This is a genomic window from Micromonospora sp. NPDC049089 (assembly GCF_040648775.1).
In the GTDB taxonomy this organism is placed as follows: Bacteria; Actinomycetota; Actinomycetes; order Mycobacteriales; family Micromonosporaceae; genus Micromonospora.
On the sequence record NZ_JBEZEH010000012.1, the window covers coordinates 19,390 to 41,322 of the forward strand.

Annotated in this window: 22 protein-coding genes and 1 tRNA gene; 10 read left to right on the forward strand and 13 right to left on the reverse strand. The window is 70.8% G+C overall.

The genetic code is table 11. The annotated features are described in order from the left end of the window. The first annotated feature begins 36 nt into the window (after positions 1 to 36). Positions 37 to 795 (forward strand): 3-oxoacyl-ACP reductase FabG, encoded by a 759-nt coding sequence (gene fabG / locus AB0B48_RS04195; RefSeq protein WP_357195617.1) that lies wholly within the window; start codon positions 37 to 39, stop codon positions 793 to 795. Positions 796 to 901: 106 nt separating this feature from the next. Here the strand turns inward: fabG and AB0B48_RS04200 are convergent, their stop codons facing one another. From AB0B48_RS04200 to AB0B48_RS04210, 3 genes are all read right to left on the reverse strand, one after another. Beyond that, positions 902 to 1,318: a hypothetical protein gene (locus AB0B48_RS04200; protein WP_357195620.1), complete on the reverse strand. Its 417-nt coding sequence runs from the start codon at positions 1,316 to 1,318 to the stop codon at positions 902 to 904. Continuing rightward, a complete protein-coding gene (locus tag AB0B48_RS04205) occupies positions 1,311 to 1,703 on the reverse strand; it encodes a hypothetical protein (protein WP_357195623.1) in 393 nt (130 codons plus the stop codon). The genes AB0B48_RS04200 and AB0B48_RS04205 overlap by 8 nt, the downstream gene beginning before the upstream one ends. Positions 1,704 to 1,854: 151 nt before the next feature. Continuing rightward, positions 1,855 to 2,181, reverse strand: a complete 327-nt coding sequence (locus AB0B48_RS04210; protein ID WP_355008102.1) for a cupin domain-containing protein — start codon at positions 2,179 to 2,181, stop codon at positions 1,855 to 1,857. Between the two features lie 276 nt (positions 2,182 to 2,457). Here AB0B48_RS04210 and AB0B48_RS04215 point away from each other — a divergent pair, with 276 nt between their 5' ends. Then, positions 2,458 to 3,360, forward strand: coding sequence for a Gfo/Idh/MocA family oxidoreductase (locus AB0B48_RS04215; RefSeq protein ID WP_355008101.1), 903 nt, complete (start codon positions 2,458 to 2,460; stop codon positions 3,358 to 3,360). 136 nt (positions 3,361 to 3,496) lie between these two features. On the opposite strand, the gene AB0B48_RS04220 is transcribed toward AB0B48_RS04215, so the two are convergent. Next, a complete protein-coding gene (locus AB0B48_RS04220; RefSeq protein WP_355008100.1) occupies positions 3,497 to 3,688 on the reverse strand; it encodes a DUF2795 domain-containing protein in 192 nt (63 codons plus the stop codon). A 127-nt stretch (positions 3,689 to 3,815) separates the two neighbouring features. Here AB0B48_RS04220 and AB0B48_RS04225 point away from each other — a divergent pair, with 127 nt between their 5' ends. Next, positions 3,816 to 5,072 (forward strand): erythromycin esterase family protein, encoded by a 1,257-nt coding sequence (locus tag AB0B48_RS04225; RefSeq protein WP_357195628.1) that lies wholly within the window; start codon positions 3,816 to 3,818, stop codon positions 5,070 to 5,072. A 102-nt stretch (positions 5,073 to 5,174) separates the two neighbouring features. Here AB0B48_RS04225 and AB0B48_RS04230 read toward each other — a convergent pair whose 3' ends face one another. The 3 genes from AB0B48_RS04230 to AB0B48_RS04240 all read right to left on the reverse strand — a co-directional run bounded on the left by AB0B48_RS04230 (position 5,175) and on the right by AB0B48_RS04240 (position 8,500). Next, positions 5,175 to 7,376 carry an MMPL family transporter gene (locus AB0B48_RS04230; RefSeq protein WP_357195631.1) on the reverse strand — a complete coding sequence of 734 codons (2,202 nt, stop codon included), beginning with the start codon at positions 7,374 to 7,376 and terminating at the stop codon, positions 5,175 to 5,177. Next, a complete protein-coding gene (locus AB0B48_RS04235; protein ID WP_357195634.1) occupies positions 7,376 to 7,963 on the reverse strand; it encodes a TetR/AcrR family transcriptional regulator in 588 nt (195 codons plus the stop codon). Before AB0B48_RS04235 ends, AB0B48_RS04230 begins: the two co-directional genes overlap by 1 nt. 105 nt (positions 7,964 to 8,068) lie before the next feature. Beyond that, the gene (locus AB0B48_RS04240; RefSeq protein ID WP_357195637.1) at positions 8,069 to 8,500 is read right to left on the reverse strand and encodes a helix-turn-helix domain-containing protein; all 432 of its coding nucleotides are present in this window, start codon (positions 8,498 to 8,500) and stop codon (positions 8,069 to 8,071) included. Positions 8,501 to 8,575: 75 nt separating this feature from the next. Between AB0B48_RS04240 and AB0B48_RS04245 the strand changes: the two genes are divergently transcribed. From AB0B48_RS04245 to AB0B48_RS04265, 5 genes are all read left to right on the forward strand, one after another. Next, entirely contained in the window at positions 8,576 to 10,039 is a 1,464-nt protein-coding gene (locus AB0B48_RS04245; RefSeq protein WP_357195639.1) for an MFS transporter, read from the forward strand. A 52-nt stretch (positions 10,040 to 10,091) separates the two neighbouring features. Then, the gene (locus AB0B48_RS04250; protein ID WP_357195642.1) at positions 10,092 to 11,051 is read left to right on the forward strand and encodes an ATP-dependent DNA ligase; all 960 of its coding nucleotides are present in this window, start codon (positions 10,092 to 10,094) and stop codon (positions 11,049 to 11,051) included. A gap of 72 nt (positions 11,052 to 11,123) precedes the next feature. Continuing rightward, positions 11,124 to 11,573, forward strand: a complete 450-nt coding sequence (locus AB0B48_RS04255) for a helix-turn-helix transcriptional regulator (RefSeq protein ID WP_357195645.1) — start codon at positions 11,124 to 11,126, stop codon at positions 11,571 to 11,573. A gap of 5 nt (positions 11,574 to 11,578) precedes the next feature. After that, the gene (locus AB0B48_RS04260; protein WP_357195648.1) at positions 11,579 to 11,989 is read left to right on the forward strand and encodes a VOC family protein; all 411 of its coding nucleotides are present in this window, start codon (positions 11,579 to 11,581) and stop codon (positions 11,987 to 11,989) included. Between the two features lie 29 nt (positions 11,990 to 12,018). Next, positions 12,019 to 14,400, forward strand: a complete 2,382-nt coding sequence (locus AB0B48_RS04265; RefSeq protein ID WP_357195651.1) for an excinuclease ABC subunit UvrA — start codon at positions 12,019 to 12,021, stop codon at positions 14,398 to 14,400. A 15-nt stretch (positions 14,401 to 14,415) separates the two neighbouring features. Here the strand turns inward: AB0B48_RS04265 and AB0B48_RS04270 are convergent, their stop codons facing one another. Continuing rightward, positions 14,416 to 15,042, reverse strand: coding sequence for a TetR/AcrR family transcriptional regulator (locus tag AB0B48_RS04270; RefSeq protein WP_124855056.1), 627 nt, complete (start codon positions 15,040 to 15,042; stop codon positions 14,416 to 14,418). Positions 15,043 to 15,165: 123 nt separating this feature from the next. On the opposite strand from AB0B48_RS04270, the gene AB0B48_RS04275 reads away from it, so the two are divergent. Beyond that, a complete protein-coding gene (locus AB0B48_RS04275) occupies positions 15,166 to 17,301 on the forward strand; it encodes an ABC transporter permease (protein WP_357195654.1) in 2,136 nt (711 codons plus the stop codon). A gap of 57 nt (positions 17,302 to 17,358) precedes the next feature. On the opposite strand, the gene AB0B48_RS04280 is transcribed toward AB0B48_RS04275, so the two are convergent. Beyond that, the gene (locus AB0B48_RS04280) at positions 17,359 to 17,784 is read right to left on the reverse strand and encodes a VOC family protein (RefSeq protein ID WP_355008089.1); all 426 of its coding nucleotides are present in this window, start codon (positions 17,782 to 17,784) and stop codon (positions 17,359 to 17,361) included. Positions 17,785 to 17,892: 108 nt separating this feature from the next. Between AB0B48_RS04280 and AB0B48_RS04285 the strand changes: the two genes are divergently transcribed. Next, positions 17,893 to 18,978, forward strand: a complete 1,086-nt coding sequence (locus tag AB0B48_RS04285; protein ID WP_357195658.1) for a YafY family protein — start codon at positions 17,893 to 17,895, stop codon at positions 18,976 to 18,978. Positions 18,979 to 19,215: 237 nt separating this feature from the next. Here the strand turns inward: AB0B48_RS04285 and AB0B48_RS04290 are convergent. The 4 genes from AB0B48_RS04290 to AB0B48_RS04305 form a co-directional block, all read right to left on the reverse strand. Continuing rightward, a tRNA-Arg gene (locus AB0B48_RS04290) sits at positions 19,216 to 19,290 on the reverse strand. Between the two features lie 92 nt (positions 19,291 to 19,382). Then, a complete protein-coding gene (locus tag AB0B48_RS04295; protein ID WP_357195702.1) occupies positions 19,383 to 20,078 on the reverse strand; it encodes a winged helix-turn-helix domain-containing protein in 696 nt (231 codons plus the stop codon). A 307-nt stretch (positions 20,079 to 20,385) separates the two neighbouring features. Continuing rightward, positions 20,386 to 21,045, reverse strand: coding sequence for a DUF305 domain-containing protein (locus AB0B48_RS04300; protein ID WP_357195660.1), 660 nt, complete (start codon positions 21,043 to 21,045; stop codon positions 20,386 to 20,388). Positions 21,046 to 21,053: 8 nt separating this feature from the next. Then, positions 21,054 to 21,863 carry a DUF3105 domain-containing protein gene (locus AB0B48_RS04305; protein ID WP_357195663.1) on the reverse strand — a complete coding sequence of 270 codons (810 nt, stop codon included), beginning with the start codon at positions 21,861 to 21,863 and terminating at the stop codon, positions 21,054 to 21,056. Positions 21,864 to 21,933: the final 70 nt, after the last annotated feature.

The window sequence follows — 21,933 nt, forward strand, 5'->3', positions numbered from 1 at the left end:
CTCCCCCGATCGACCCCACGTTACCGGGAGGTAATCATGTCGGAGGAGTCCCGCGTCGCCATCGTCACCGGAGCCGCACGCGGCATCGGCGCGGCCACCGCCCGACGGCTGGCCGCCGACGGAATGGCCGTCGCCGTGGTCGACATCGAGGAGGCGGCCACCAAGGAGACGGTGGACGCCATCGCCGGGGCCGGCGGCCGGGCGCTCGGGGTGGGCGCCGACGTGTCCGACCGCGACCAGGTCGAGGCGGCGGTGAGCCGCGTCGCCGCCGAGCTGGGCGCGCCCACGGTACTGGTCAACAACGCCGGTGTGCTCCGCGACAACCTGCTGTTCAAGATGACCAGTGCCGACTGGGACACGGTGATGGGGGTGCACCTGCGCGGCGCGTTCCTGTTCAGCCAGGCCGCCCAGAAGCACATGGTGGACCAGAAGTGGGGGCGGATCGTCAACCTCTCCAGCACCTCCGCGCTGGGCAACCGGGGCCAGGCGAACTACGCCGCCGCCAAGGCCGGCCTACAGGGCTTCACCAAGACGCTCGCCATCGAGCTGGGTCCGTTCGGGGTGACGGTGAACGCCGTCGCACCCGGCTTCATCGTCACCGACATGACAGCGGCCACCGCGGCCCGGATGAAGGTCGACTTCGACGACTTCCAGAAGCACGCCGCCGCCGAGATCCCGGTCCGCCGCCCCGGCCGCCCGGAGGACGTCGCGCACACCATCTCGTTCCTGGCGAGCGAGGGCGCCGGCTTCGTGTCCGGTCAGGTCATCTACGTCGCGGGCGGCCCACGGGACTGACCCGTACTCCCGACGAGGGCGCTCCGGCAGACAAGCCGGCGCCCTCGTCGCCGGGCCCTGGCGCCGGGTCAGCCGAGAGCGCGTCGGGCGGGTGCGGCGCGGTGGGTCAGGCGGGTGCGCGGCGGGTGCGCCAGAGCCAGATCAGGCCGAGCACCGGCAGCACCAGCGGGATGTAGCCGTACCCGCTGCCGAACTGCGACCAGACCGTCTCGTCCGGGAAGAGATCCTTGTCGACCAGGCTCAGGATGCCGACCGCGACCACCCCGACCAGCTCCACCGAGCAGCACGCCAGCGCGACCCGCCGGCCGGTGTGCCCGGCGCGGGCCAACCCCACCGCCGCAACGATGTAGATGAGCGCGGCCACCCCGGAGAGCAGGTACGCCACCGGCGCCTCGTCGAACTTGGTGGCGATCTGCAAACCCGCCCGACTCGTCGCCGCGATCGCGAAGAGCAGGTAGACGGCGATCAGCAGCCGCCCCGGGCCGGAGTTCGTGCGCTGCCGAGCCGATTTTGTCTCAACCACCGAGCACCTCCCAGGTCTGCTGCAACCGGACGACCACCACCGGGGCCACCAGGCAGACCGCGCACACGATCGCCGAGCCCCAGCGGGTCGGTTCCATCCGGGCCAGCACCCAGGCCAGTGGCGGCAGACACACCAGCGTGACCAGGTAGCCGAAGAAGGCGCCGGGCTCGCCGGGCCGATCCCCACCGCCGACCGCGACGAGCGCCAGTACGCTCAACACCAGCAACGCCACTTCGAGTACGGCCAGACCGACGAACTGCACAGGGTCCGGCGGCCGGTGGCGTACCGCAGCCACCAGCGCCCACACCGCCACGAGCAGCGACAGCACGATCGGCACTGCCGCGACGATCCCGTCCACCGGCGAATCGACGCCCGCGCTGGTCACCGGCACCACCCGGTCGTTGCCTCGGTCACCGGCACAGCCTACTAACCGTCGTAGTAAAGGGGTGCCCTGCCTCTCCGCGTGTGACGCGCGCCCGTCGAGGGTCCGCGGCCCCGGTGCCCATGCTCCCGGTGCCCAGCTTTTCGGGTGGGCGTCAGTCGCCTGCTTGCAGCCAGTAGACGGAGACGGCGAGGAGTGGGTCCGGTCCGTCGTTCCGAATCTGATGCGGCACCCTGCTGTCGAACGCCGCGACGTCGCCGGCCCGCAGGACACGCGCCTGGTCGGCGAACGTCAGGGTTCCGGTCCCGGACACGATGATCCACACCTCACGGGAGCGATGGACATCCAGGTCGTTGGAGGTGTTCGGGGCCACCGACCAGCGCGCGACCTCGAACGGGGCGGGCGCTGTCGACGGGAACGGCAGCAGCGCGCGGTGCACCGGGCCGCCCTCGGTGAAGTCGTACCAGTGTTCAAACGCCACGACACCGCTGGTGATCGCTGAATCCGAGCTCCGCATGCCGTCGAGCCTGCCCCGCCGTACGTGGTGTGTCTGGCGGTGATCGGACCTGACGCTGCCGAGAGCGGTGCTGGCGGACCGCTGCTCACCGACAGCCGGGCGGGTACCTCGACCACCGACCGGAAATGAAAGGTGAGCTGCTTCGATTGGTCGAACCCGCCGCCGTTCCGGCCGCCCGGGCGACTAGCGTGGATCACGTCCGTGGCGTTGTCGCGGTGCGGGGAAACAGCGGAGGTACACGTGCTGCGGTTCGGCTTGTTCGGCACCGGTCACTGGGCGATCGAGACGCACGGGAAGGCGCTGCACGCCCATCCCGACGCGGAGCTGGTCGGTGTGTGGGGTCGCAACCCGGAGCGGGCCTCCGCGCTGGCCGAGCGGTACGGGGTGCCCGCCTACGCCGACGTCGACGCGCTGATTGAGCAGTGCGAGGCGATCGCCGTCGCCCTGCCGCCGGACATCCAGGCCGACATCGCGGTCCGGGCGGCCCGCGCCGGTCGGCACCTGCTGCTGGACAAGCCGCTGGCGCTCAGCGTGGACGACGCCGACCGGGTCGTGGCCGCCGCCGAGGAGTCCGGGGTCGCCTCGGTCGTCTTCTTCACCCAGCGGTTCCAGCCGAACGTGACAGCGTTCCTGGCCGCCACCGCCGCCGCCGGGGGCTGGCAGCACGGCCGGACCACCGCGTTCGCCTCGATCTTCCAGGACGGCAGCCCGTACGGCGGCTCGTTGTGGCGTCGGGAGCACGGTGCGCTCTGGGACATCGCCCCGCACGCGCTCTCGATCCTCCTGCCGGTGCTGGGCCGGGTGACGCAGGTGGCGGCGATGGACGGACCGAGCGGGATGGTGCATCTGCTGCTCACCCACGAGGGCGGTGCCACGAGCAGCGCCTCGCTCTCCCTGGACGCCCCGACCGAGTCGATGGCCCGGGAGTTCGTGTTCTACGGCGAGAACGGCATCGAGAACGTCCCGTTCGGCGAGAACGACGCCGCCACCGCGTTCGGCGTCGCCATCGACCAACTCGTCGAGCAGGTGCGGGCGGGCACCCGGGACCACCGCTGTGACGTCCGCTTCGGCCGCGAGGTCGTCGCCATCCTCGCCGCCGCCGAAACCGCCCGAACCGAATCCCGCACCATCCCCCTCCCCTAATCAACCCGAACCCCAACCCCCACCGCCCGTCGCCCCGGTGATCATGGAGTTAGCGGCGCGACACGCCGTGGCGGATGGCAATAACCTCATGATCACCGGGGCGGGGCGGGGCGGGGCGGGGCGGGGCTGGTTGGGTTTAGGTGGGGGTGGTTAGGGCGGCGTTCAGCTCGTCCGGGTTGTTGAACTGCTCGGGCGGTAGGGCCTGGAGCATCTGCAACATTGCCGTGCTGGCCCCGTTCTCCTGACCCCAGCGGATCAGGTCCTCCCGGGAGACCGGGTAGTCGAGCCCGGCCAGGTACTCCTGCAACTGAACCCCGGTGACGGTCATGTCGGCCGGCTACCCACTCGCGGTGGTCGTACACCGGCTTGGTTGGAGCCCACGACGGCCCGGCGGCCGGCGTGTCGGCCGCGACGCGCCCACGGTTTGCCGCTGCGGCGGTCGGGTAGCCGCTGGCATGCTGGTTCAGCGGCTCGGCGCGCCGAGCGATTTCGACCCGTTGCTGGAGCGCGTTCGCAATGCCCGGGTGGTGATGATCGGCGAGTCCACCCACGGCAGTTACGACTACTACCGGTTGCGCGAGCAGCTCACCCGCCGGTTGATCGCGGAGTGTGGGTTCTCCTTCGTCGCGGTGGAGGGTGACTGGCCCGACTGCGATCGGGTGCACCGGTCGGTGACGGCCGCGCCGGGTGGCGCGCTCGAACCGCAGCTCGCACTCGACCAGTTTGAGCGATGGCCGACCTGGATGTGGGCCAATGCCGAGGTGGCCCGGTTCGCCAGCTGGCTGCGGGCCTGGAACCTGGAGCTGCCGGAGGAGCAACGGGCCGGGTTCCACGGCCTCGACGTGTACAGCCTCTGGGAGTCGATGCAGGCGATCTTCGACTACCTGGGGGAGGAGGACCCGAAGTCGCTGGAGGCGGCGCAGGACGCCTACCGGTGTTTCGAGCCGTACGGCAAGAGGGTCGAGGAGTACGGCGCGGCCAGCCGCTTCGTCTCGGCCCGGTGCGAGGAGGAGGTCGTCCGGTTGCTCGCCCGGACCCGTGAACACGCCCTCTCCGACGGCCCGGACCGCTTCTCGGCCTGGCAGAACGCGGAGGTGGTGGCCGGCGCCGAGCGCTACTACCGGGCGATGGTGGCAGGCGGGCCGGACTCGTGGAACATCCGCGACACCCACATGCAGGACACCCTGGACCGGCTGTTGGAACGGTACGGCCCGGACGCACGGGGCGTCGTCTGGGCGCACAACACGCACGTCGGAGATGCGCGGGCCACCGACATGGCCGCCGACGGGATGGTCAACATTGGTCAGTTGGCCCGGGAGCGGCACGGCGAGGACGCGGTGGCACTGGTCGGCTTCGGCAGCTACCGGGGCACAGTGATCGCCGCACCCCGCTGGGGTTCGCCGCCCGAGGCGATGGTGGTGCCCCCGGCTCGGGAGGGCTCGGTCGAGCGGCGGTTGCACGAGCTGATGCCGGAGCGGGCGGTGCTGATCTTCGGCGGCGACGATCAGCCGGGCTGGGTCACCGAAACCGTTGACCACCGGGCGATCGGGGTCGTCTACGACCCGTCGTTCGAGTCCTGGGGCAACTACGTGCCCACCCGGCTGGGCGACCGCTATGACGCCTTCATCTGGTGCGACGACACCACGGCCCTGCACCCGCTACCGGTGCCAGCGGCCCCCGGCGAGATGGAAACCTACCCAGCAGGAGTCTGACCCGCGCCCGCTGGCGTCGATCATGGAGTTGTGGTGCTGGACGAAGGCCTCTGATCGGGGCACGACGGGCACCACAACTCCATGATCGACCGGGTGGTGCGGTCAGACGTGCGTGGGGGTGCGGTCTTCCAGGTGGGTGCGCAGGCCTTCGCCCTCGATGTCCACGTTGGGCAGGGCGCGGTTGAGCCAGCGGGGCAGCCACCAGGCGCGGTCGCCGAGGAGCGACATGACCGCCGGGACGATGGTCATCCGGACCACGAACGCGTCGATGGCCACGCCGATGGCGAGCGCGAAGCCCATCGACTTGATGATCGGGTCTTCGAGGAACACGAAGCCGCCGAAGACGGACATCATGATCAGCGCGGCGGCGGTGACCACCCGGGCGCCGTGGCCCATGCCGCTGATCGTGGCCTCACGCGCGGTGTCGCCGTGCACGAAGTCCTCCCGCATCCGGGAGACCAGGAACACCTCGTAGTCCATGGCCAGCCCGAACAGGATGCCGATCAGCAGGATGGGCAGGAAGCTGACCAGCGGGGCCGGGGTGTCCAGGCCGACCAGGTCGGCGAGGTGGCCCTGCTGGAAGATCGCCACCGTGATGCCGAACGTGGCGGCCACGGTGAGCAGGAAGCCCAGCGCCGCCTTGAGCGGCACCAGCAGCGACCGGAACACCAACATCAGCAGCAGCACCGAGAGCCCGACGACCAGCAGCAGGTAGATCGGCAGTGCGTCCGAGAGCTTCTCCGAGACGTCGATACCAATGGCGGTGGCGCCGGTGAGCAGCACCTCCGCGCCCTGCACCCCGCCGACCGCGTCGCGGACGTCGTGCACCAGGGTCTCGGTGGCCTCGTCGGTCGGGCCGGTCTTCGGCACCACGCCGAGCAGCGCGGTCCGACCGTCCGGGCTCAGCTGCGGCGGTGCCACGGCGAGGACGTTCTCGGTGCGCTGGATCATCGCGGTCACCTGCGGCACCGCGGCTGCCGTCGCCTGCGCGTCGTCGCCCGCCACGACCACCGCGAGCCGACCGGTGAAGCCCGGACCGAAGCCCTCGGTGGTCAGGTCGCTCGCCACCCGGGCCGGTGAGCCCTCGGTCGCCGTACTGGCGTCCGGCAGAGCCAGTCGCATGTCCGGCGTGGGCAGCGCGAGCAGCCCCAGGCCGAGCAGCGCGACCAGGATGACCGGCACCCGGAAGCGGGTGACGAACCGCGCCCAGCGGAAGCCGAACCCTGAGCGGTCCTCGACCGGCAGCGTCTCCTCGCCCACCGGCTCACCTGGCGCGGCGGAGTCGACAGTGGAGCGCAGCCGGCGCGGGAGCACCCGGTTGCCGGCGAAGCCGAGCAGCGCGGGCTGGAGGGTGATCGCCACGAGCACGGCGATGGTGACCGTACCGGCGGCGGCGAGACCCATCACGGTGAGGAACGGGATGTTCACCACGGCCAGACCGGCGAGGGCGATGACAACTGTGGCGCCCGCGAAGACCACGGCGGAACCGGCGGTGCCCACCGCGCGGCCGACCGCCTCCTCCGGGGACAGGCCTTCGAGCAGGTTCTGTCGGTGCCGGGAGGTGATGAACAACGAGTAGTCGATGCCGACGGCGAGGCCGAGCATCAGCGCCAGGATCGGCGCGGTGCTGGTCAACTCGATGACACCGCTCAGCGCGAACAGTCCAGCCATGCCGACGCCCACGCCGATCAGGGCGTTGAGCATCGTCATGCCGGCGGCGACCAGGGAACCGAAGGTGATGATCAGGACGATCGCGGCGACCAGCACGCCGAGCGCCTCGGTGGAGCCGATCTCCGGCTCACCGCCCAGCACCTCGCCACCCGGGGCGACCTGCCAACCCTTCGCCTCGACGGCGGCGCCGACCTCCTCGTACGCGGTGCGCTGCTCGTCGGTCACATCGTCGCCGCCGGTGGCGAACTGGACCTGGACCAGCGCGTACCGGCCGTTGGGCGAGACCGCGCCGACCTGGAACGGGTTGACCGCACCGACCACGCCGGGCAGAGCCGAGGCCTCCTGGACCAGCTCCTGCACCACGGCCTGGCCCTGCGGGGTGGCCAGTTGGCCGTCGGCGGGTGCCTTGAGCGCGATGGTGCCGGTGGCACCACTGGCCGCGGGGAACTGGTCGGCCAGCAGGTCGAGCGCGCGCTGGCTCTCGGTGCCGGGCATTGTGAAGTTGCTCGCCGTCGGGCCGCGCAGGGTCGCCGCGGCCAGGCCGGCGACGACGAGTACGACTAGCCAGAGCGCGACGACGAGCCGTCGCCGGCGCAACGCGCCCCGGCCGAGCCGGTAGAGCAGGGTGGCCATCAGGAGTCCTTGTCCTCGGTCGTGGGTGAATGGGGCACTGGTGCGTCGACGGGTTCGACGGCCCGCCGGGCGAGAGTGAGCAGGGCGAGGCGCAGTTCGTCGTCGGGGATGTCGGCGAACTCGCCGCACGCCTCGGAGATGCCGGCGAGCAGCACCAGCGCGGCGATCCGGGCGCCTGGCCGGTCGGAGTGCCCGGCAAGGGCGTCCCGCAGCCGGTCGGAGATTTCCTGGATGTGCGCGAAGGCGGGCTGGCACAGCAGCTCCGGGAACTCGCCGCGCAGGACGGCGATCTCCTGTCGGAACCGCACCGCGAGGTCGACGAAGCCGCTTGCGGCGACCTCCTGGGCGGCAGCCCCGGTCAGGCCGTTGAGCTGGTCGTCGAGGCTGCGAAGCACCTCGATCGCGGGTGCCATCAGTTCGGCGAGCAGGGCTTCCTTGTTGGCGAAGTGGTAGAGCACGGTGGCCTTGGAGCAGCCGACCTCCCGGGCGATGTCCTGCAGAGAGGTGCCCCGGTAGCCGGTCACAGTGAACTGCCGCGCCGCCGCGGCGAGGATCTCGCCGTGCGTGTCGGGTACCGCTCTGCCCATGCCCGGTCCACCTCCCGCAGACCAGCATGCCTGACCGATCGGTCAGACCCTGACCGATCGGTCAGATGGAAGCGGTGGCGTTCACCACACTCCTGGCGGGTTTGCTCAGGCGTGCTCGGTGTCGTACCTGGTCCGGGCCTCGGCGATGGCCCGCCGATGCCGCTCGGCCCAACTGGTCAGCGCGACCAGCGACTCGTAGAGCTCCAGCGCCATCGGGGTGGCCGTGTACTCGACCTTGGGCGGGACGGTCGGGTAGACGGTGCGGTGCAGCAGGCCGTCCCGCTCCAGGTTGCGCAGCGTCAGCGTGAGCATCCGGCGGCTGATCCCCTCGATGTGCCGCTCCAGTTCGGTGAAGCGCACCGGGCCGTGCGAGGCGGCCACCAGGATGCCGATGCTCCACTTGCCGCCGACCCGGTCGAGCACCTCGCGGACTGTGCACGCGCGAGCCTGGCCCGGGGTGAACGGCACGTTCTCGGCCGAGCAGGTCAGCTCGGCCTTGACCAGCGCGGACACATCGCTGTTCCTCTGGGACATCAAAGTGCCTCCTTCCGCCGCGGTTAATGGTCACAGACGATGACCTCGGTAACAAACCGTGCACCAAGGAGGGGTTCCGTGGAACGTGTCGTCCCATCCCGCTGGCCGGCGCTGCTGGTGCTCTGCGCCGGCAGCCTGATGATCATCCTGGATGGCACCGTCGTCGCGGTGGCGCTGCCCGCCATCCAACGCGACCTGGGCTTCAGCGCCACCGGCCTGGCCTGGGTGGTGAACGCCTACCTGGTCGCGTTCGGCGGGCTGCTGCTGCTCGCCGGCCGGCTCGGAGATCTGCTGGGCCGCCGCAGGGTCTTCCTGGCCGGCGTCGCGATGTTCACGGTCGCCTCGCTGGCCTGCGCGGTCGCCACCGGGCCGGCCCTGCTGGTGGGCGCGCGGTTCGGGCAGGGCGTCGGCGGCGCTCTGGCCATGGCGGTCAGCCTCGGCATGATCGTCCGGCTCTACCCCGAAGCGGCCGAGCGGGCCCGCGCCATCGCCGTCTTCAGCTTCACCGGCGCGGCCGGTGCGTCGGTCGGCACGGTCGCCGGAGGGGTGCTCACCGAGGCCGCCGGATGGCGGACCATCTTCCTTGTCAACGTGCCGATCGGGACGGTCATCCTCATCGCGTCCCTCCGCCGGCTGCCGGCCGAACGAGGGATCGGCCTGCGCGCCGGCCTGGACCTGCCCGGCGCGCTGCTCGCCACCGCCGGTCTGATGGCCGCCGTGTTGGGCATCGTCGGAACGGGCGAGCACGGCTGGACCAGCCCCCGGACGCTCGGCGCGGTGGCCCTCGCGGTGCTGCTGCTCGGCGGGTTCGCGCTGCGCCAACGGGTGGCGGCCGCCCCGCTCGTGCCGTCCCGGGTGCTGCGCGTCCCGGGCCTGGTGGCGGCGAACGCCGTGCAGTTCCTCATGGTCTGCGCGTACTTCGGGTTCCAGTTCCTGCTCGCCGTGGAGCTGCAACTGGTGCTGGGGTTGGATGCCGCCGCGACCGGCTGGGCCTTCCTGCCCACCCCGGTCGTGATCGCCGTCGTCTCGCTCGGCCTGGCCGGTCGGCTGATCGCCCGCTTCGGTGCCCGGATGGTCCTGCTGGTCGGGCTCGGCCTGGCGAGCGTCGGCTTCCTCCTGCTCGCCCGGCTGCCCGCCGACGGCGCCTACGTCGCTGACGTACTCCCCGCGATGTTGATCTTTGGGGTGGCCGGCGGCCTGACCCTGCCGGCGGTCACCACGGCGGCCATGGCCGGCGCGACCGACACCGACGCCGGGCTCGCCTCCGGCCTGGTCAACACCACCCAACAGGTAGGCGGAGCGGTCGGCCTGGCCGCGCTGGCCACAATTGCCGCCACCCGCACCGACGGGCTGCGGGCCGCCGGCTGGGCCGAGACCGCCGCGCTCGCCGGCGGCTACCGGACGGCGTTCGCCGTGGCCGTGGGTCTCGTGGTCGCCGCGTGGCTGGTGGCGCTGACCACACTGCCCCGACGCCCGGCCCGGCCGTCGTCGGCGGCCGACCCGTCGGAGCCGGCCGGGGTGGGTGCCGGAATCGATCCGTAGCGAAGCGCCGCGTCCAGTTGACCGACGGCGGTGCGGCCGGGAGGGTGGTCGGGTGAGCAAGGCTGACGAGACCCGGGACGGCGTGGCCCTGACCAACCTGGACCAGCCGCTGTCCGACCGGGACGACGCGACGAAGCGTGACCTGGTCGACTACCTCGACGCGGTCCGGGACCGGATCCTCCCGCAGCTGCGGGGCCGGCCGCTGTCGGTGATCAGGGTCCGCCCCGGCCAGCCGCCGTTCATGCAGAAGAACCTGCCCCGCTACACCCCGGACTGGGTCCGCCGGGCACCGGTCTGGGCGGAGGCGTCGCACCGGGAGATCTCGTACGCCCTCTGCGACGACCGCCGCACCCTGCTCTGGTTCGCCAACCAGCGGGCGGTGGAGTACCACCCGACGCTGGCCACCGTGGCGGATCTGCATCGCCCGACCCACCTGATCCTCGACCTGGACCCGCCGGACGGCGACGGGTTCCGCGCGGCGGTCGACGCCGCCCTGCTGGTCCGTCAGGCGCTCGCCGACGCCGGCCTGGCCGGTGCGGTCAAGACCAGCGGCGCCAAGGGCGTGCACGTCTTCGTTCCGGTGACCGACGAACCAACGGCCGAGGAGCTGGCCGCCGCCACCCGGGCGCTCGCCGTCCGCGCCGAGCGGCTCGACCCGGCGCTGGCCACCACCGCGTACATCAAGGAGGACCGGGGAGGCCGGGTCTTCGTGGACGCCACCCGGGCGGGCGGGGCGACGGTGGCCGCCGCGTACAGCCCCCGGCTACGCCCCGGAATGCCGGTCTCGTTCCCGGTCGACTGGGCGGACCTGACCGAGGTGACCCCCGCCGACTTCACCATCCGGACCGCGCCCGCACTGCTCGCCGACGGCGACCCGTGGGCCGCGCTGATGCCGGCCCCGCAACCGCTCCCCGCCGACCTGGTCGCCGAGGGCCGGACCATCCCGGTCGCCCGGGTGCAGGCCATGCACGAGGGGAAGCGCCGGGCCCGCGCCCGCCGCGAGGCCGGCTGACCGGCCCGCCGGCCCGCCGGCCTCCGCCCGGCGGGCGGCGGATTGTCGGTGGGTTGTGGCACGATTTCGCAGGTGAGCAGCAAATCCGACGCGACCCAGCGACTGGCCGACCTGGCGCGGCTGCGCCGGGTCCGCGACCGGATCGACCGGGAGTACGCGTCTCCGTTGGACGTCGAGGCGCTCGCCCGTGGCGCGCACATGTCGGCCGGGCACCTCAGCCGTGAGTTCCGGCTCGCCTATGGCGAATCTCCCTACAGCTACCTCATGACTCGGCGGATCGAGCGGGCGATGGCCCTGTTGCGCCGTGGCGACCTGAGCGTCACCGACGTCTGTTTCGCTGTTGGTTGCTCGTCGTTGGGCACCTTCAGCACCCGCTTCACCGAGCTGGTGGGCGTGCCGCCCAGCGTCTACCGGCGGCAGGCGGCGCCGGCGACGGCCGGGATGCCGTCGTGCGTGGCGAAACAGGTGACCAGACCGGTCAGGAATCGAGAAGCGCGGGTCGCCGAGCCGCAACTAGCGTGACCAGCATGGACATCACCATTCACTCGAGCTTCCTGCCGCACACCGACCCGGAGGCCTCGCTGGCCTTCTACCGCGACATCCTCGGCTTCGAGGTCCGCCTCGACGTCGGGTACGAGGGGATGCGGTGGATCACGGTCGGGCCGGTCGGCCAGCCCAGCACCGCCATCGTCCTGCACCCGCCGGCCGCCAACCCCGGCATCACCGACGACGAGCGGCAGACCATCCTTGAGCTGATGGCCAAGGGCAGCTACTTCGGCGTCAACCTGGCCACCACCGACCTCGACGCCACCTTCGCCAAGTTGGAGGCCAGCGACGCCGAGGTCGTCCAGGAGCCGACCGAGCAGCCGTACGGCGTGCGCGACTGTGCCTTCCGGGACCCGGCGGGCAACATGATCCGCATCCAGGAAGTGCGCTGATTCCTGCGCGCCCGACAGATGGAGACACGATGAGCACGGCCGCCCAGCCGTCCGCGCCGCACGTCGCCGACAGCCACGACCTGATCCGGGTGCAGGGCGCGCGGGTGAACAACCTCAAGGACGTCAGCGTCGAGATCCCGAAGCGGCGGCTGACGGTGTTCACCGGTGTCTCCGGCTCCGGCAAGAGCTCGCTGGTGTTCGGCACCATCGCGGCCGAGTCGCAGCGGATGATCAACGAGACCTACAGCGCCTTCGTGCAGGGCTTCATGCCGACGTTGGCGCGGCCCGAGGTCGACCTGCTGGATGGCCTGACCACGGCGATCATCGTGGACCAGGAGCGGATGGGCGCCAACTCCCGCTCCACCGTCGGCACCGCCACCGACGCCAACGCGATGCTGCGCATCCTGTTCAGCCGGCTCGGGCAGCCGCACCTCGGCTCGCCCAACGCGTACTCCTTCAATGTTCCCTCGGTGAAGGCGACCGGGGCGATCACCGTCGACCGCGGCGCCGGCAGGACGAAGACCGAGAAGGCGACCTTCAACCGTCTCGGCGGCATGTGCCCACGGTGCGAGGGCATGGGTGCGGTGACCGACATCGACCTGTCGGCGCTCTACGACGACAACCTCTCGCTCAACGAGGGCGCGATCACCATCCCGGGTTACAGCATGGAGGGCTGGTACGGCCGGATCTTCCGGGGCTGCGGCTACTTCGACCCGGACAAGCCGATCGCCAAGTTCACCAAGCGGGAGCTGCACGACCTGCTCCACCGGGAGCCAACCAAGATCAAAATTGACGGGATCAACCTGACGTACGCGGGCCTCATCCCGTCGATCCAGAAGTCCTTCCTCGCCAAGGACATCGACGCCCTGCAGCCGCACATCCGCGCCTTCGTGGAGCGCGCGGTGACGTTCACGACCTGCCCCGAGTGTGCCGGCACCCGGCTCAGCAAGGAGGCCCGGTCGTCGAAGATCAAGGGCAGGAACATCGCCGACGCGTGTGCGATGCAGATCAGCGACCTGGCCGTCTGGGTCCGCGGGATCGACGAGCCGTCGGTGGCCCCGTTGCTGGCCGGCCTGCAACACCTCCTCGACTCGTTCGAGGAGATCGGGCTGGGCTACCTGTCGCTCGATCGACCGTCGGGCACCCTCTCCGGCGGAGAGGCGCAGCGCACCAAGATGATCCGCCACCTCGGCTCCTCGCTCACCGACGTCACCTACGTCTTCGACGAGCCGACGATCGGGCTGCACCCGCACGACATCCAACGGATGAACGAGCTGCTGCTCCAGCTGCGCGACAAGGGCAACACAGTGCTGGTCGTGGAGCACAAGCCGGAGGCCATCGCCATCGCCGACCACGTCGTCGACCTCGGGCCCGGCGCAGGCACGGAGGGCGGGACCGTCTGCTACGAGGGCACAGTGGAAGGTCTGCGGGCCAGCGGCACCATCACCGGCCGCCACCTCGACGACCGGGCGGCCCTCAAGGAGACGGTGCGGACGCCCACCGGCAAGCTGGAGATCCGCGGCGCCACTGCCAACAACCTCCAGGACGTGGACGTCGACGTACCCCTCGGGGTGCTCGTCGTCGTGACCGGCGTTGCCGGCTCCGGCAAGAGTTCGCTGGTGCACTCCTCGATCCCGGCCGGCGCGGGCGTGGTCTCGATCGACCAGGGCGCGATTCGCGGCTCACGGCGCAGCAACCCGGCCACCTACACCGGGTTGCTCGACCCGATCCGCAAGGCGTTCGCGAAGGCCAACGGGGTGAAGCCGGCGCTGTTCAGCGCCAACTCCGAGGGCGCCTGCCCGAGCTGCAACGGTGCCGGCGTCATCTACACCGACCTGGGGATGATGGCGGGCGTCGCCGCACCCTGCGAGGACTGCGAGGGCAAGCGGTTCCAGGCGTCGGTGCTGGAATACCGCTTCGGCGGCCGGGACATCAGCGAGGTGCTCGCGATGTCGGTGACGGAGGCCGAGAAGTTCTTCGGCGCCGGCGAGGCGCGTACGCCGGCAGCGCACGCCATCCTCGAGCGGCTCGCCGACGTCGGGCTCGGCTACCTGAGCCTGGGGCAGCCGCTCACGACTCTCTCCGGCGGCGAGCGGCAACGGCTCAAGCTGGCCACCCACATGGCCGAGAAGGGCGGCGTCTACGTCCTCGACGAGCCGACCACCGGCCTGCACCTGGCCGACGTCGAGCAACTGCTCGGCCTGCTTGACCGCCTGGTCGACGCCGGCAAGTCGGTGATCGTCATCGAGCACCACCAGGCGGTCATGGCGCACGCCGACTGGATCATCGACATCGGCCCCGGTGCCGGCCACGACGGTGGCCGGATCGTCTTCGAGGGCACACCCACGGACCTCGTCGCCGCCCGCTCCACCCTCACCGGCGAGCACCTGGCGGCGTACGTCGGCAGGTGAGCCCGTGGACGGCGATCAGCGCTCCGCTCGGCGTGGCCGGCTGATGGGGGCGCTGAGCATTCCGGTGATGGCGTCGACGAGGAAGTCGCCGACCTCGGGCCATCGGGGGTCTTCTCCGTTGCGTTCGGCGAGTGCCTCGACCTCGGCTGTCGCGGTGCTGACGATGCGGGTGATCAGACGCGCCCGACCGGCGACCACGTCCGGGTCGAGGTGCCGTAGTCGCGCGGCCAGTGAGGCCCGCAGCTGTAGTGCCTGTGGCGTGGTGTCCTGGGCTTCCCGCATGAACGGCTCAGTGGCGGGGTTGTGCAGCACGTGATCGAGGAACCGGGCCCGCCAGCTCGGGCGCGGTAGCTGGTCGAGGACGCGCATGCTCGGTGCCACGAGACCGCGTATGTCGCCGAGGACGGAGTCCTCGGTTGGGGGCATGCCGGCGCGCACTTGCGCCACGTCGTGCACGTGGCGGGCCATCAGTGCCTTGAGCAGGCCCTCGCGCCCGCCGAAGTAGTAGCGCACTGCTGAATGGTTGGTGTTGCCGGCCGCTTCAGCCACCCTGCGGTCGGAGACTTCGGCGACTCCCGATTCGGCGAACAGCCGCTCCGCCGCGTCGAGCAGCGCGGTGCGGGCCGCCTCGGACCGCCTCATGACCGGCCCCCTCGTGTCCTCGCCCGGATGTGACTCAGGTCAACCTAGCCGGATTCCCGCTCCCGGCATCCGCCGCCTACAGTTTGTAAGTCACTTGGCGTACAAATATGAGCTGGAGCGTGCATGGATACCGAAGCCGTGATCGAGGCTGCCGACGTGGTGGACGGCCGCCCGCCCGGCGCGGACCGCAAGGAACAGGTCATCCGAATGGTCGCCCTGTTCGTGATGCCGTTCCTCATGGTCACGATGATGTTCGCGACCTACATGTCGACCATGCACTCACCGCACCCCCGGGACATGCCGGTGGCGGTCGTCGGCAGCGGCGCCACGGCGCAGGCCCTCGTCGACGGGCTCAACTCGGGCGACAGCACCGAGGCCACGCTGGTGACCACCCGCGACGACGCCGTCGACCTGCTGCACGGCCAGGAAGCCGCCGGCGCGCTCGTCCTGCCCACCGACGGCAGCGCCAACGCGACAATCCTCACCGCCTCGGCGGCCGGAGCCTCGCAGAACGCCACCGTTCAGCAGTTGCTCGCGCCCGTGGTCTTCCAGAACAGCTTGCAGGCCACCACCGAGGACGTCGCACCGCTACCCGCGGGTGACTCGGCCGGCATCGCGGTCCTGTTCGCGGCGATGGGCATGATGCTGGCCGGTTACGTGCCACTGAGCATCATGGTGATGGGCGTCCCCCACCTGCTGCGGCTGCGACGGTTCCTGCCCGTGCTGGCCGGCTGGTCCGCGCTCACCAGCTCGATCATCTGGCTCATCCTCGGGCCCGTCGTGGGTGCCGTCGACGGCCACTACCCCACCTTCCTCGGCGTCGGCATGCTCGCCACCGCAGCCGTCGGCCTGGCCCAGCTGCTGCTCTCCAAGCTGATCGGGCCCCTCGCGGTGCTGCCCGGCATGCTGCTCTGGGTCGTGTTCGGCATGCCCGCGTCGAACCTGGCCCTGTCCGTGCACAACATGCCCGGGTTCTTCCAGTTCCTCCATGGCGTGCTGCCGCTCCCGGCGGCCGGTGAGGCGCTGCGCTCGGTCCTGTACTTCGACGGCAACGGTCTGGGCACCCACCTGATCGTTCTGGCTGTGTGGATCGTGGCCGCCCTCGCGCTCTGCCTGCTCAAGGAGCGCAGCGCGAGCGGGAACATGATCCCCGGCGTCCCGCCGATCACCGACCCCGACGCGAAGGCCCCCGCTCTGGCCGGCGGGCCGCCGCGCTCCAAGCGATTCCGGTACGTGGCCGCAGCGGGCTTCCCGCTGGCCATCCTCGTGGTGGTCGTGGGTGCCATGGGGTTCTCCATGCACAAACCGCAACCGCACGACATCCCGGTCGTCGTGGTCGCCGCTGCCCCTGGGCAGGCTCAGCAGACTGCTGCCGGTCTCAACGCGCAGCTCGACGGCATCCTCGACGTCACCGTCGCCGACACGGTTGCCGAAGCCACCGAGCAGATCCAGTCCCGCGACGTGGTGGCCGCCTTCGTCCTGCCGTCGGCACCGGACACTCCGGCGACGCTGTACTCGGCGTCCGCCGCCAACGCCAGCCAACAGTCCGCTATCCGCGCGATCTTCCAGCCGATCACCGCGGCCCAGGGCCTCCCGCTGATGCTCACCGACGTGCAACCCCTGAGCGAGACCGACACCGGCGGCAGCAACAGCATGTACGTCGGCATGTCCTGGATCATGGCCGGGTTCCTGTTCCTGGCCGTCCTGCGGGGCGGTGCCCCGCACGTGCGCCGCCTGCGCCAGTTCCTGCCGCTGCTGGGCGGCTGGGCGATCGGCATGTCCGTCTGGCTGTGGTTCCTCTTCGACGTCCTCATCGGCGCGATCAGCGGCAACGCCCTGGAGACGATCGCCTACGGCGCTCTGACCATTTTCTCGGTCTCGCTGGCCACCGGAGTGCTCACCCGTACCGTCGGCCTGGCGGGCATCATCCCGATGATGGTGGTGCTGATGATGGCCGGCGTACCCGCCTCCGGCGGTGGCATGTCGGTGTACCTGGTCCCCGAGGTGTTCCGCCCCCTCCAGGACGTGCTGCCGTTGCCCGCGGCGGTCGACATCGCCCGATCGTTGCGGTACTTCGACGGCGTCGGCGTCGGGCAGAATCTGCTGGTCATCGCCATCTGGGGCGCCGTCGGGCTCGTCGGAAACCTCATGGTCGACCAGTGGCTCAAACGCCGCGAGCGCCGCTCGGACTCCGGCGGCCCGAACGCGGGTACGGCATCCGGGCCGCACCTGAGGTTGGTGCCGGCCGAGGCGCACTGAGCGGCACCGCAGCCCACCGCCGATCCCTCGTGATCGGCGGTGGGCTGCTCCTTCTGGTCAGGCAGGCTTGTACCCGACGGCGACGTCGAGCACCCAGGTGACGCCGAACGGGTCGGTGAGCATGCCGTAGAGGGGAGCCCAGCCGGCGGGCGCCAGGTCGACCAGGACGGTCGAGCCCTCGCTCAGCTTCTTCCAGTAGCCGGTGATCTCGTCTGCGTCGCTGCCCCGGACCGAGACGAAGAACGGCCTCTCGCCCTGGCTCCACGGCCGCGCCGACGGCACGTCGTACGCCATGATCTGGAAGCCCTCGGCGGACGTGACCTGACCCCACATGACCTGGTCGGCCTCGTCCGGGCTCTGCACGTTGTGGGCGTCGGCGTAGGTCACCGCGGCGAGGTCCCCGCCGAAGACGGACCGGTAGAAATCGAGGGCGGCCCGCGCGTTGCCCCGAAGGTTGATGTGCGCGACGGTGTTGATGCTCATTGCTGCTCCTCGTGTGACGTGACCCATGGCTGGTGCCCCGGGTGCAACGCCGACGATGGCAGGGGTAGCGGTCAGTTTGTGTCCGCTACCTGGGGCAGACTCGGATGCATGGCCACGACCTCCGCGAGACTGCTGTCTCTGCTCTCGCTCCTCCAGGCCCGACGTGACTGGCCGGGTAGCCTCCTGGCCGAGAGGCTGGACGTGAGCCCGCGAACGGTGCGACGCGACGTCGACCGGCTGCGCGAGCTCGGCTACCCGATCAGCGCCTTCAAGGGGCCGGACGGCGGGTACCGGCTCGACGCCGGCGCCCAACTGCCACCGCTGCTGTTCGACGACGATCAAGCCGTGGCCATCGCCGTCGCACTCCAGGTGGCAGCCCTCTCCGGGGCGGACATCCAGGAGGGCGCGGCGCGAGCACTGAACACCATGCGGCAGGTCATGCCCAGCCGACTGCGGCACCGCATCGACGCTCTCCAGGTCACCGCCGTCGGACAACCCACCACCGGGCCGGACTCCCCGGTCGACCGCACCGTGCTGACAGCCATCGGCGCGGCCGTCAACGCCCGCGAGGTTCTGCGCTTCGAGTACGCCTCGACGAGCGCCGCCACCGACGCGACACCTCGCCGCGTGGAGCCCCACCACCTCGTCACCCGGAATGGGCGCTGGTATCTCGTCGCCTGGGACCTCGACCGGGACGACTGGCGAACCTTCCGCTGTGACCGGGTCAGCCCGCGTACCCCGACCGGACCACGCTTCACCCCACGACAACTACCCATGGGAGACGTGGCCACGTACGTCACGGGCCGCTTCCGAGGTTCCACCGACAGCTCAGCGTGGCCCTGCGTGGGTGAGGTCATCATCGACCTTCCCGCCGCCGTCGTCGCCGCGTACACCCGCGACGGGCTTGTCGAAGAACTCGGCCCCGATTGCTGCAGGCTCGCACAGGGCTCCTGGTCCTGGGTCGCCCTCGCAGCGGCGCTCGGCAGGTTCGGCGCGGACATCGAGGTGATCGGTCCGGTCGAGCTCAAGGCCGCCTTCGCGGGACTCGCCCGCCGCTACGCCGACGCGGCCCGTCCGAAGCAGACCCCACGCGTACATGGCGCCGGCGCCCGCACCGGCGAGAAGCGCCGCCGCCCGCAACCAACCCTGCCGGGAGCGTTCGCCTTTGCTGAGCGTCGCGCCGAGCCCACGTAGGGTGAGGATCGCCGCGGTGGCGGCTCCGCCCAGCGCGGCGAGGAGCAGCCCGAGAAACAGCATGACGGCATCATGGATCTTGCGGGTTCGCGTGCCCTCGTCGGGGCGGCCGGGCGGAGCGGCGGGGCTCACGTCCACCCGGGTGGCCCGCTGCGGGCTTCGGCGAGTGGAAACGCAAAACCGGGCGCGTGGAGGCTGTATCCCCCTGCGCCCGGCAGTGTCGTGTGAAACTTTTCCTGGTGCCCCCGGCAGGATTCGAACCTGCGCCCCCGCCTCCGGAGGGCGGTGCTCTATCCCCTGAGCTACGGGGGCTCAGCGACTGGAGAAGACTAGCAAACCTCCTCCGCGTACGCCGAATCGGTATCGGGTGAGCCGATCGTGTCGGCAACCGGCTCACCCGGTGCTCAGGCCGCAGCTACCGCCCGCCCGCAGCTGGGCAGCGGGTGCAGGACGATTCGCCGAGGGAGCCGGCGCGGCCACTCGTTGCGTGGCCAGGAGCCGTCCACTATCAGGTGGACGGTGCGCTGCTCCTCGCCACTGAGCCGCAGCACGAAGTCGCGGGGGAGCGGCGGGTCCACCGTCGGCGTAGTGATCATGAAGCGCACCCGACCGCGGGACGAGACAGCGGAGATCACGTCGGCGGCCGGCATCGTGCCGCGCAGCCGGATCCGGCCGATCCAGTAGACCTCCGCGAGGTGCTCCTGGGCGGCCCGGGTGATCCCCGGGTACTCGCTGCGGACCCAGCGCTCGACCGCGCTGACGCAGAGCCCGCAGGCCCGCTCCCGCGGTTCCCGCGGACCCAACCCCCAGGCCCGCAGGTACGCCCCGACCGCGCCGGTGTCCAGCGGCAGCTCGAAGCGCCGCTGGATGAGCGTGGTCAGGCTCTGCCGTGTCCACAACTCCTCGTCCAGGCCGAACTCGTCGGGATGGACGCCCCGCAGCATGTCGATCAACTCGAGTTCCTGTTCGCGGCTGAGCATTCCCGGCTCGCCCTGCCGCTGTCCGCGACGGACGGCTGCCACCGCCCCGTCACCACCGATGGTGTGGCGTCGGCACCAACTGGTGACCGAACGCCGTGCGTCTCTGAGTGCAACCCCCACGTCTTGGGCAACGAGCCCGAATCGCAACTGGTCACGATATGTGGGGAGAAAACTCTCTAAGCAACGTAATCGCCTGTGCCACGCAAAACGCCCACAAGGGACGAGAGGGGTGTTCAGGTCATACGCGGCGGGTCTGGCTCCTTGATCGACTCGGGTTCGTGGAACTCGGGGCGTCTCGGTCGCATGGACGGCGCGGTTTCCCGCAACCCGAGTCGATCAAGGCCGGGCGGGGTCGGGAGACATGGTGCGGCCCGCGTCACCGCCACGGATCGGCGGGGACGCGGGCCGGTTGCGCCCGTGCGGTCGGTCAGCCCTTGGCCTGCGCCTGGAGCTGCCGGAGATTGTTCAGCTCGCTCTGCTGGGTGTTCTTCATGGTCTGGGCAACCCGTACGACCTCGGCGTTGTCGGTCTCGTCGAGCGCCGCGTCGATCATGTGGATGCCGCCCAGGTGGTGGTCGTACATCAAGGTCAGGAACTGCCTGTCGACCTCGATGCCCTGAGCGTTGCGCAGGGCGGTCATCTGCTGCGGCGTGGCCATGCCCGGCATCAGACCGTCCTTGACGGTGGCCCCGTCGGACATCCACGACATCGGCGGGTTCGACGCGGTAGGGCTGAGGCCCCACTCGCGCAGCCAGGTCTGCATCGCGCCGATCTCGCCCTGCTGCCCGGTGGCGATGTCGACGGCGATCTGCCGCACCTCGGGGAGGGTCGCCGACCGGTACGCGATCAGGCTCATCTCCACCGCCTGCGCGTGGTGGGTCGTCATGTCCCGGGCGAAGCCCGCCTCGACCGAGGCGTCACCGGGTCGGGTGAGCCGCGGCGTCAGCAGACCACCCGCGTAACCGAGGAGAAGCCCCACCACCAGCATGATGGCGAGCGCCAGCACGCCGTAGCGCGACGCCGGGGCCCGGCCGCCCTCGGCCGGGGTCTCGTCGTACTCGCTGTCGGTGGTCGCCGGAGCGGTCATTGCCGTCCTTACTGCTGGGGCTGCTGCTGGAGCTCACGCGGCGTGGTGCCGGTGGCGGTGATGCCGGTGTTGCAGAGCGCCGTCGGGCCCTCGACGGACGCGTTGACCCGCAGGTCCTTGATGAACTCGTCGATCCGCGAGTCGTCGGCGTTGTCGAGCTTGAGCTGGTAGCCCCACGCCTGCAGCGAGATCGGCTTGTCCAGGCCCTCGTACGGGCTCATCAGCATCTTCTCGACGCCGCGCACCTTGCCGGCGAGCTTGTCGACCTGGTCCTTGGGGAGGTCGGGGCGGTAGGTGATCCACACCGCGCCGTGCTCCAGGCTGTGCACCGCGTGCTCGCTGGCGATCGGGGCGTCGTACACGTCGCCCATGCAGTTCTGCCAGGCGGCGTTGTGCACCCCACCCACCGGCGGCGAGTAGTTCCAGGTCAGCGGGCCCGACTTGTGGGACTCGTACTTCAGGCTGTCCGGGTCGGACTTGCGGATGTTGGCGATGCCGTCGATGGCGTTGGCCCGCTTGTCCCACGGCTTGGCGCCCTGGAACGACGCCCAGGCGCCGTAGCCGATGATGCCGGCAGCGAGCACGCCGACCGCGACGAAGAGCGCGATCGGCCCCCATGCGCGGCCCTGGCTCACCTTGACCGGTGTGACCGGCTTGCGCGGGCCCTTTCCACCGGCCCGGGGGGAGCCTGCCGGCCTGCCCGTCGGCTTGCCGGAACCGGCCTTGGCGCCGGACGCCGGCCGGCCCGCGGCCGGCTTCTTGCCGGTGCTGACCACGGTCGGGCGGCGCTCAGGGCCACCTGGGGTGCTGATGCTCATCGTGCCTCGTCAAGTCGGTCGGTCAGGGGAGTGGCGGGCCGGATGACGCGCAGGGGAGCCGCCGAGTGCC

Bases quoted from the DNA above. Each gene is read 5' to 3' on its own strand.
- AB0B48_RS04280 (WP_355008089.1), bottom strand. From the start codon at position 17,784: ATGAGCATCAACACCGTCGCGCACATCAACCTTCGGGGCAACGCGCGG.
- AB0B48_RS04285 (WP_357195658.1), top strand. From the start codon at position 17,893: ATGGCCACGACCTCCGCGAGACTGCTGTCTCTGCTCTCGCTCCTCCAG.
- AB0B48_RS04225 (WP_357195628.1), top strand. From the start codon at position 3,816: ATGCTGGTTCAGCGGCTCGGCGCGCCGAGCGATTTCGACCCGTTGCTG.
- AB0B48_RS04300 (WP_357195660.1), bottom strand. From the start codon at position 21,045: ATGACCGCTCCGGCGACCACCGACAGCGAGTACGACGAGACCCCGGCC.
- AB0B48_RS04230 (WP_357195631.1), bottom strand. From the start codon at position 7,376: ATGGCCACCCTGCTCTACCGGCTCGGCCGGGGCGCGTTGCGCCGGCGA.
- AB0B48_RS04275 (WP_357195654.1), top strand. From the start codon at position 15,166: ATGGATACCGAAGCCGTGATCGAGGCTGCCGACGTGGTGGACGGCCGC.
- AB0B48_RS04220 (WP_355008100.1), bottom strand. From the start codon at position 3,688: ATGACCGTCACCGGGGTTCAGTTGCAGGAGTACCTGGCCGGGCTCGAC.
- AB0B48_RS04235 (WP_357195634.1), bottom strand. From the start codon at position 7,963: ATGGGCAGAGCGGTACCCGACACGCACGGCGAGATCCTCGCCGCGGCG.
- fabG (WP_357195617.1), top strand. From the start codon at position 37: ATGTCGGAGGAGTCCCGCGTCGCCATCGTCACCGGAGCCGCACGCGGC.
- AB0B48_RS04260 (WP_357195648.1), top strand. From the start codon at position 11,579: ATGGACATCACCATTCACTCGAGCTTCCTGCCGCACACCGACCCGGAG.
- AB0B48_RS04265 (WP_357195651.1), top strand. From the start codon at position 12,019: ATGAGCACGGCCGCCCAGCCGTCCGCGCCGCACGTCGCCGACAGCCAC.
- AB0B48_RS04270 (WP_124855056.1), bottom strand. From the start codon at position 15,042: ATGAGGCGGTCCGAGGCGGCCCGCACCGCGCTGCTCGACGCGGCGGAG.
- AB0B48_RS04305 (WP_357195663.1), bottom strand. From the start codon at position 21,863: ATGAGCATCAGCACCCCAGGTGGCCCTGAGCGCCGCCCGACCGTGGTC.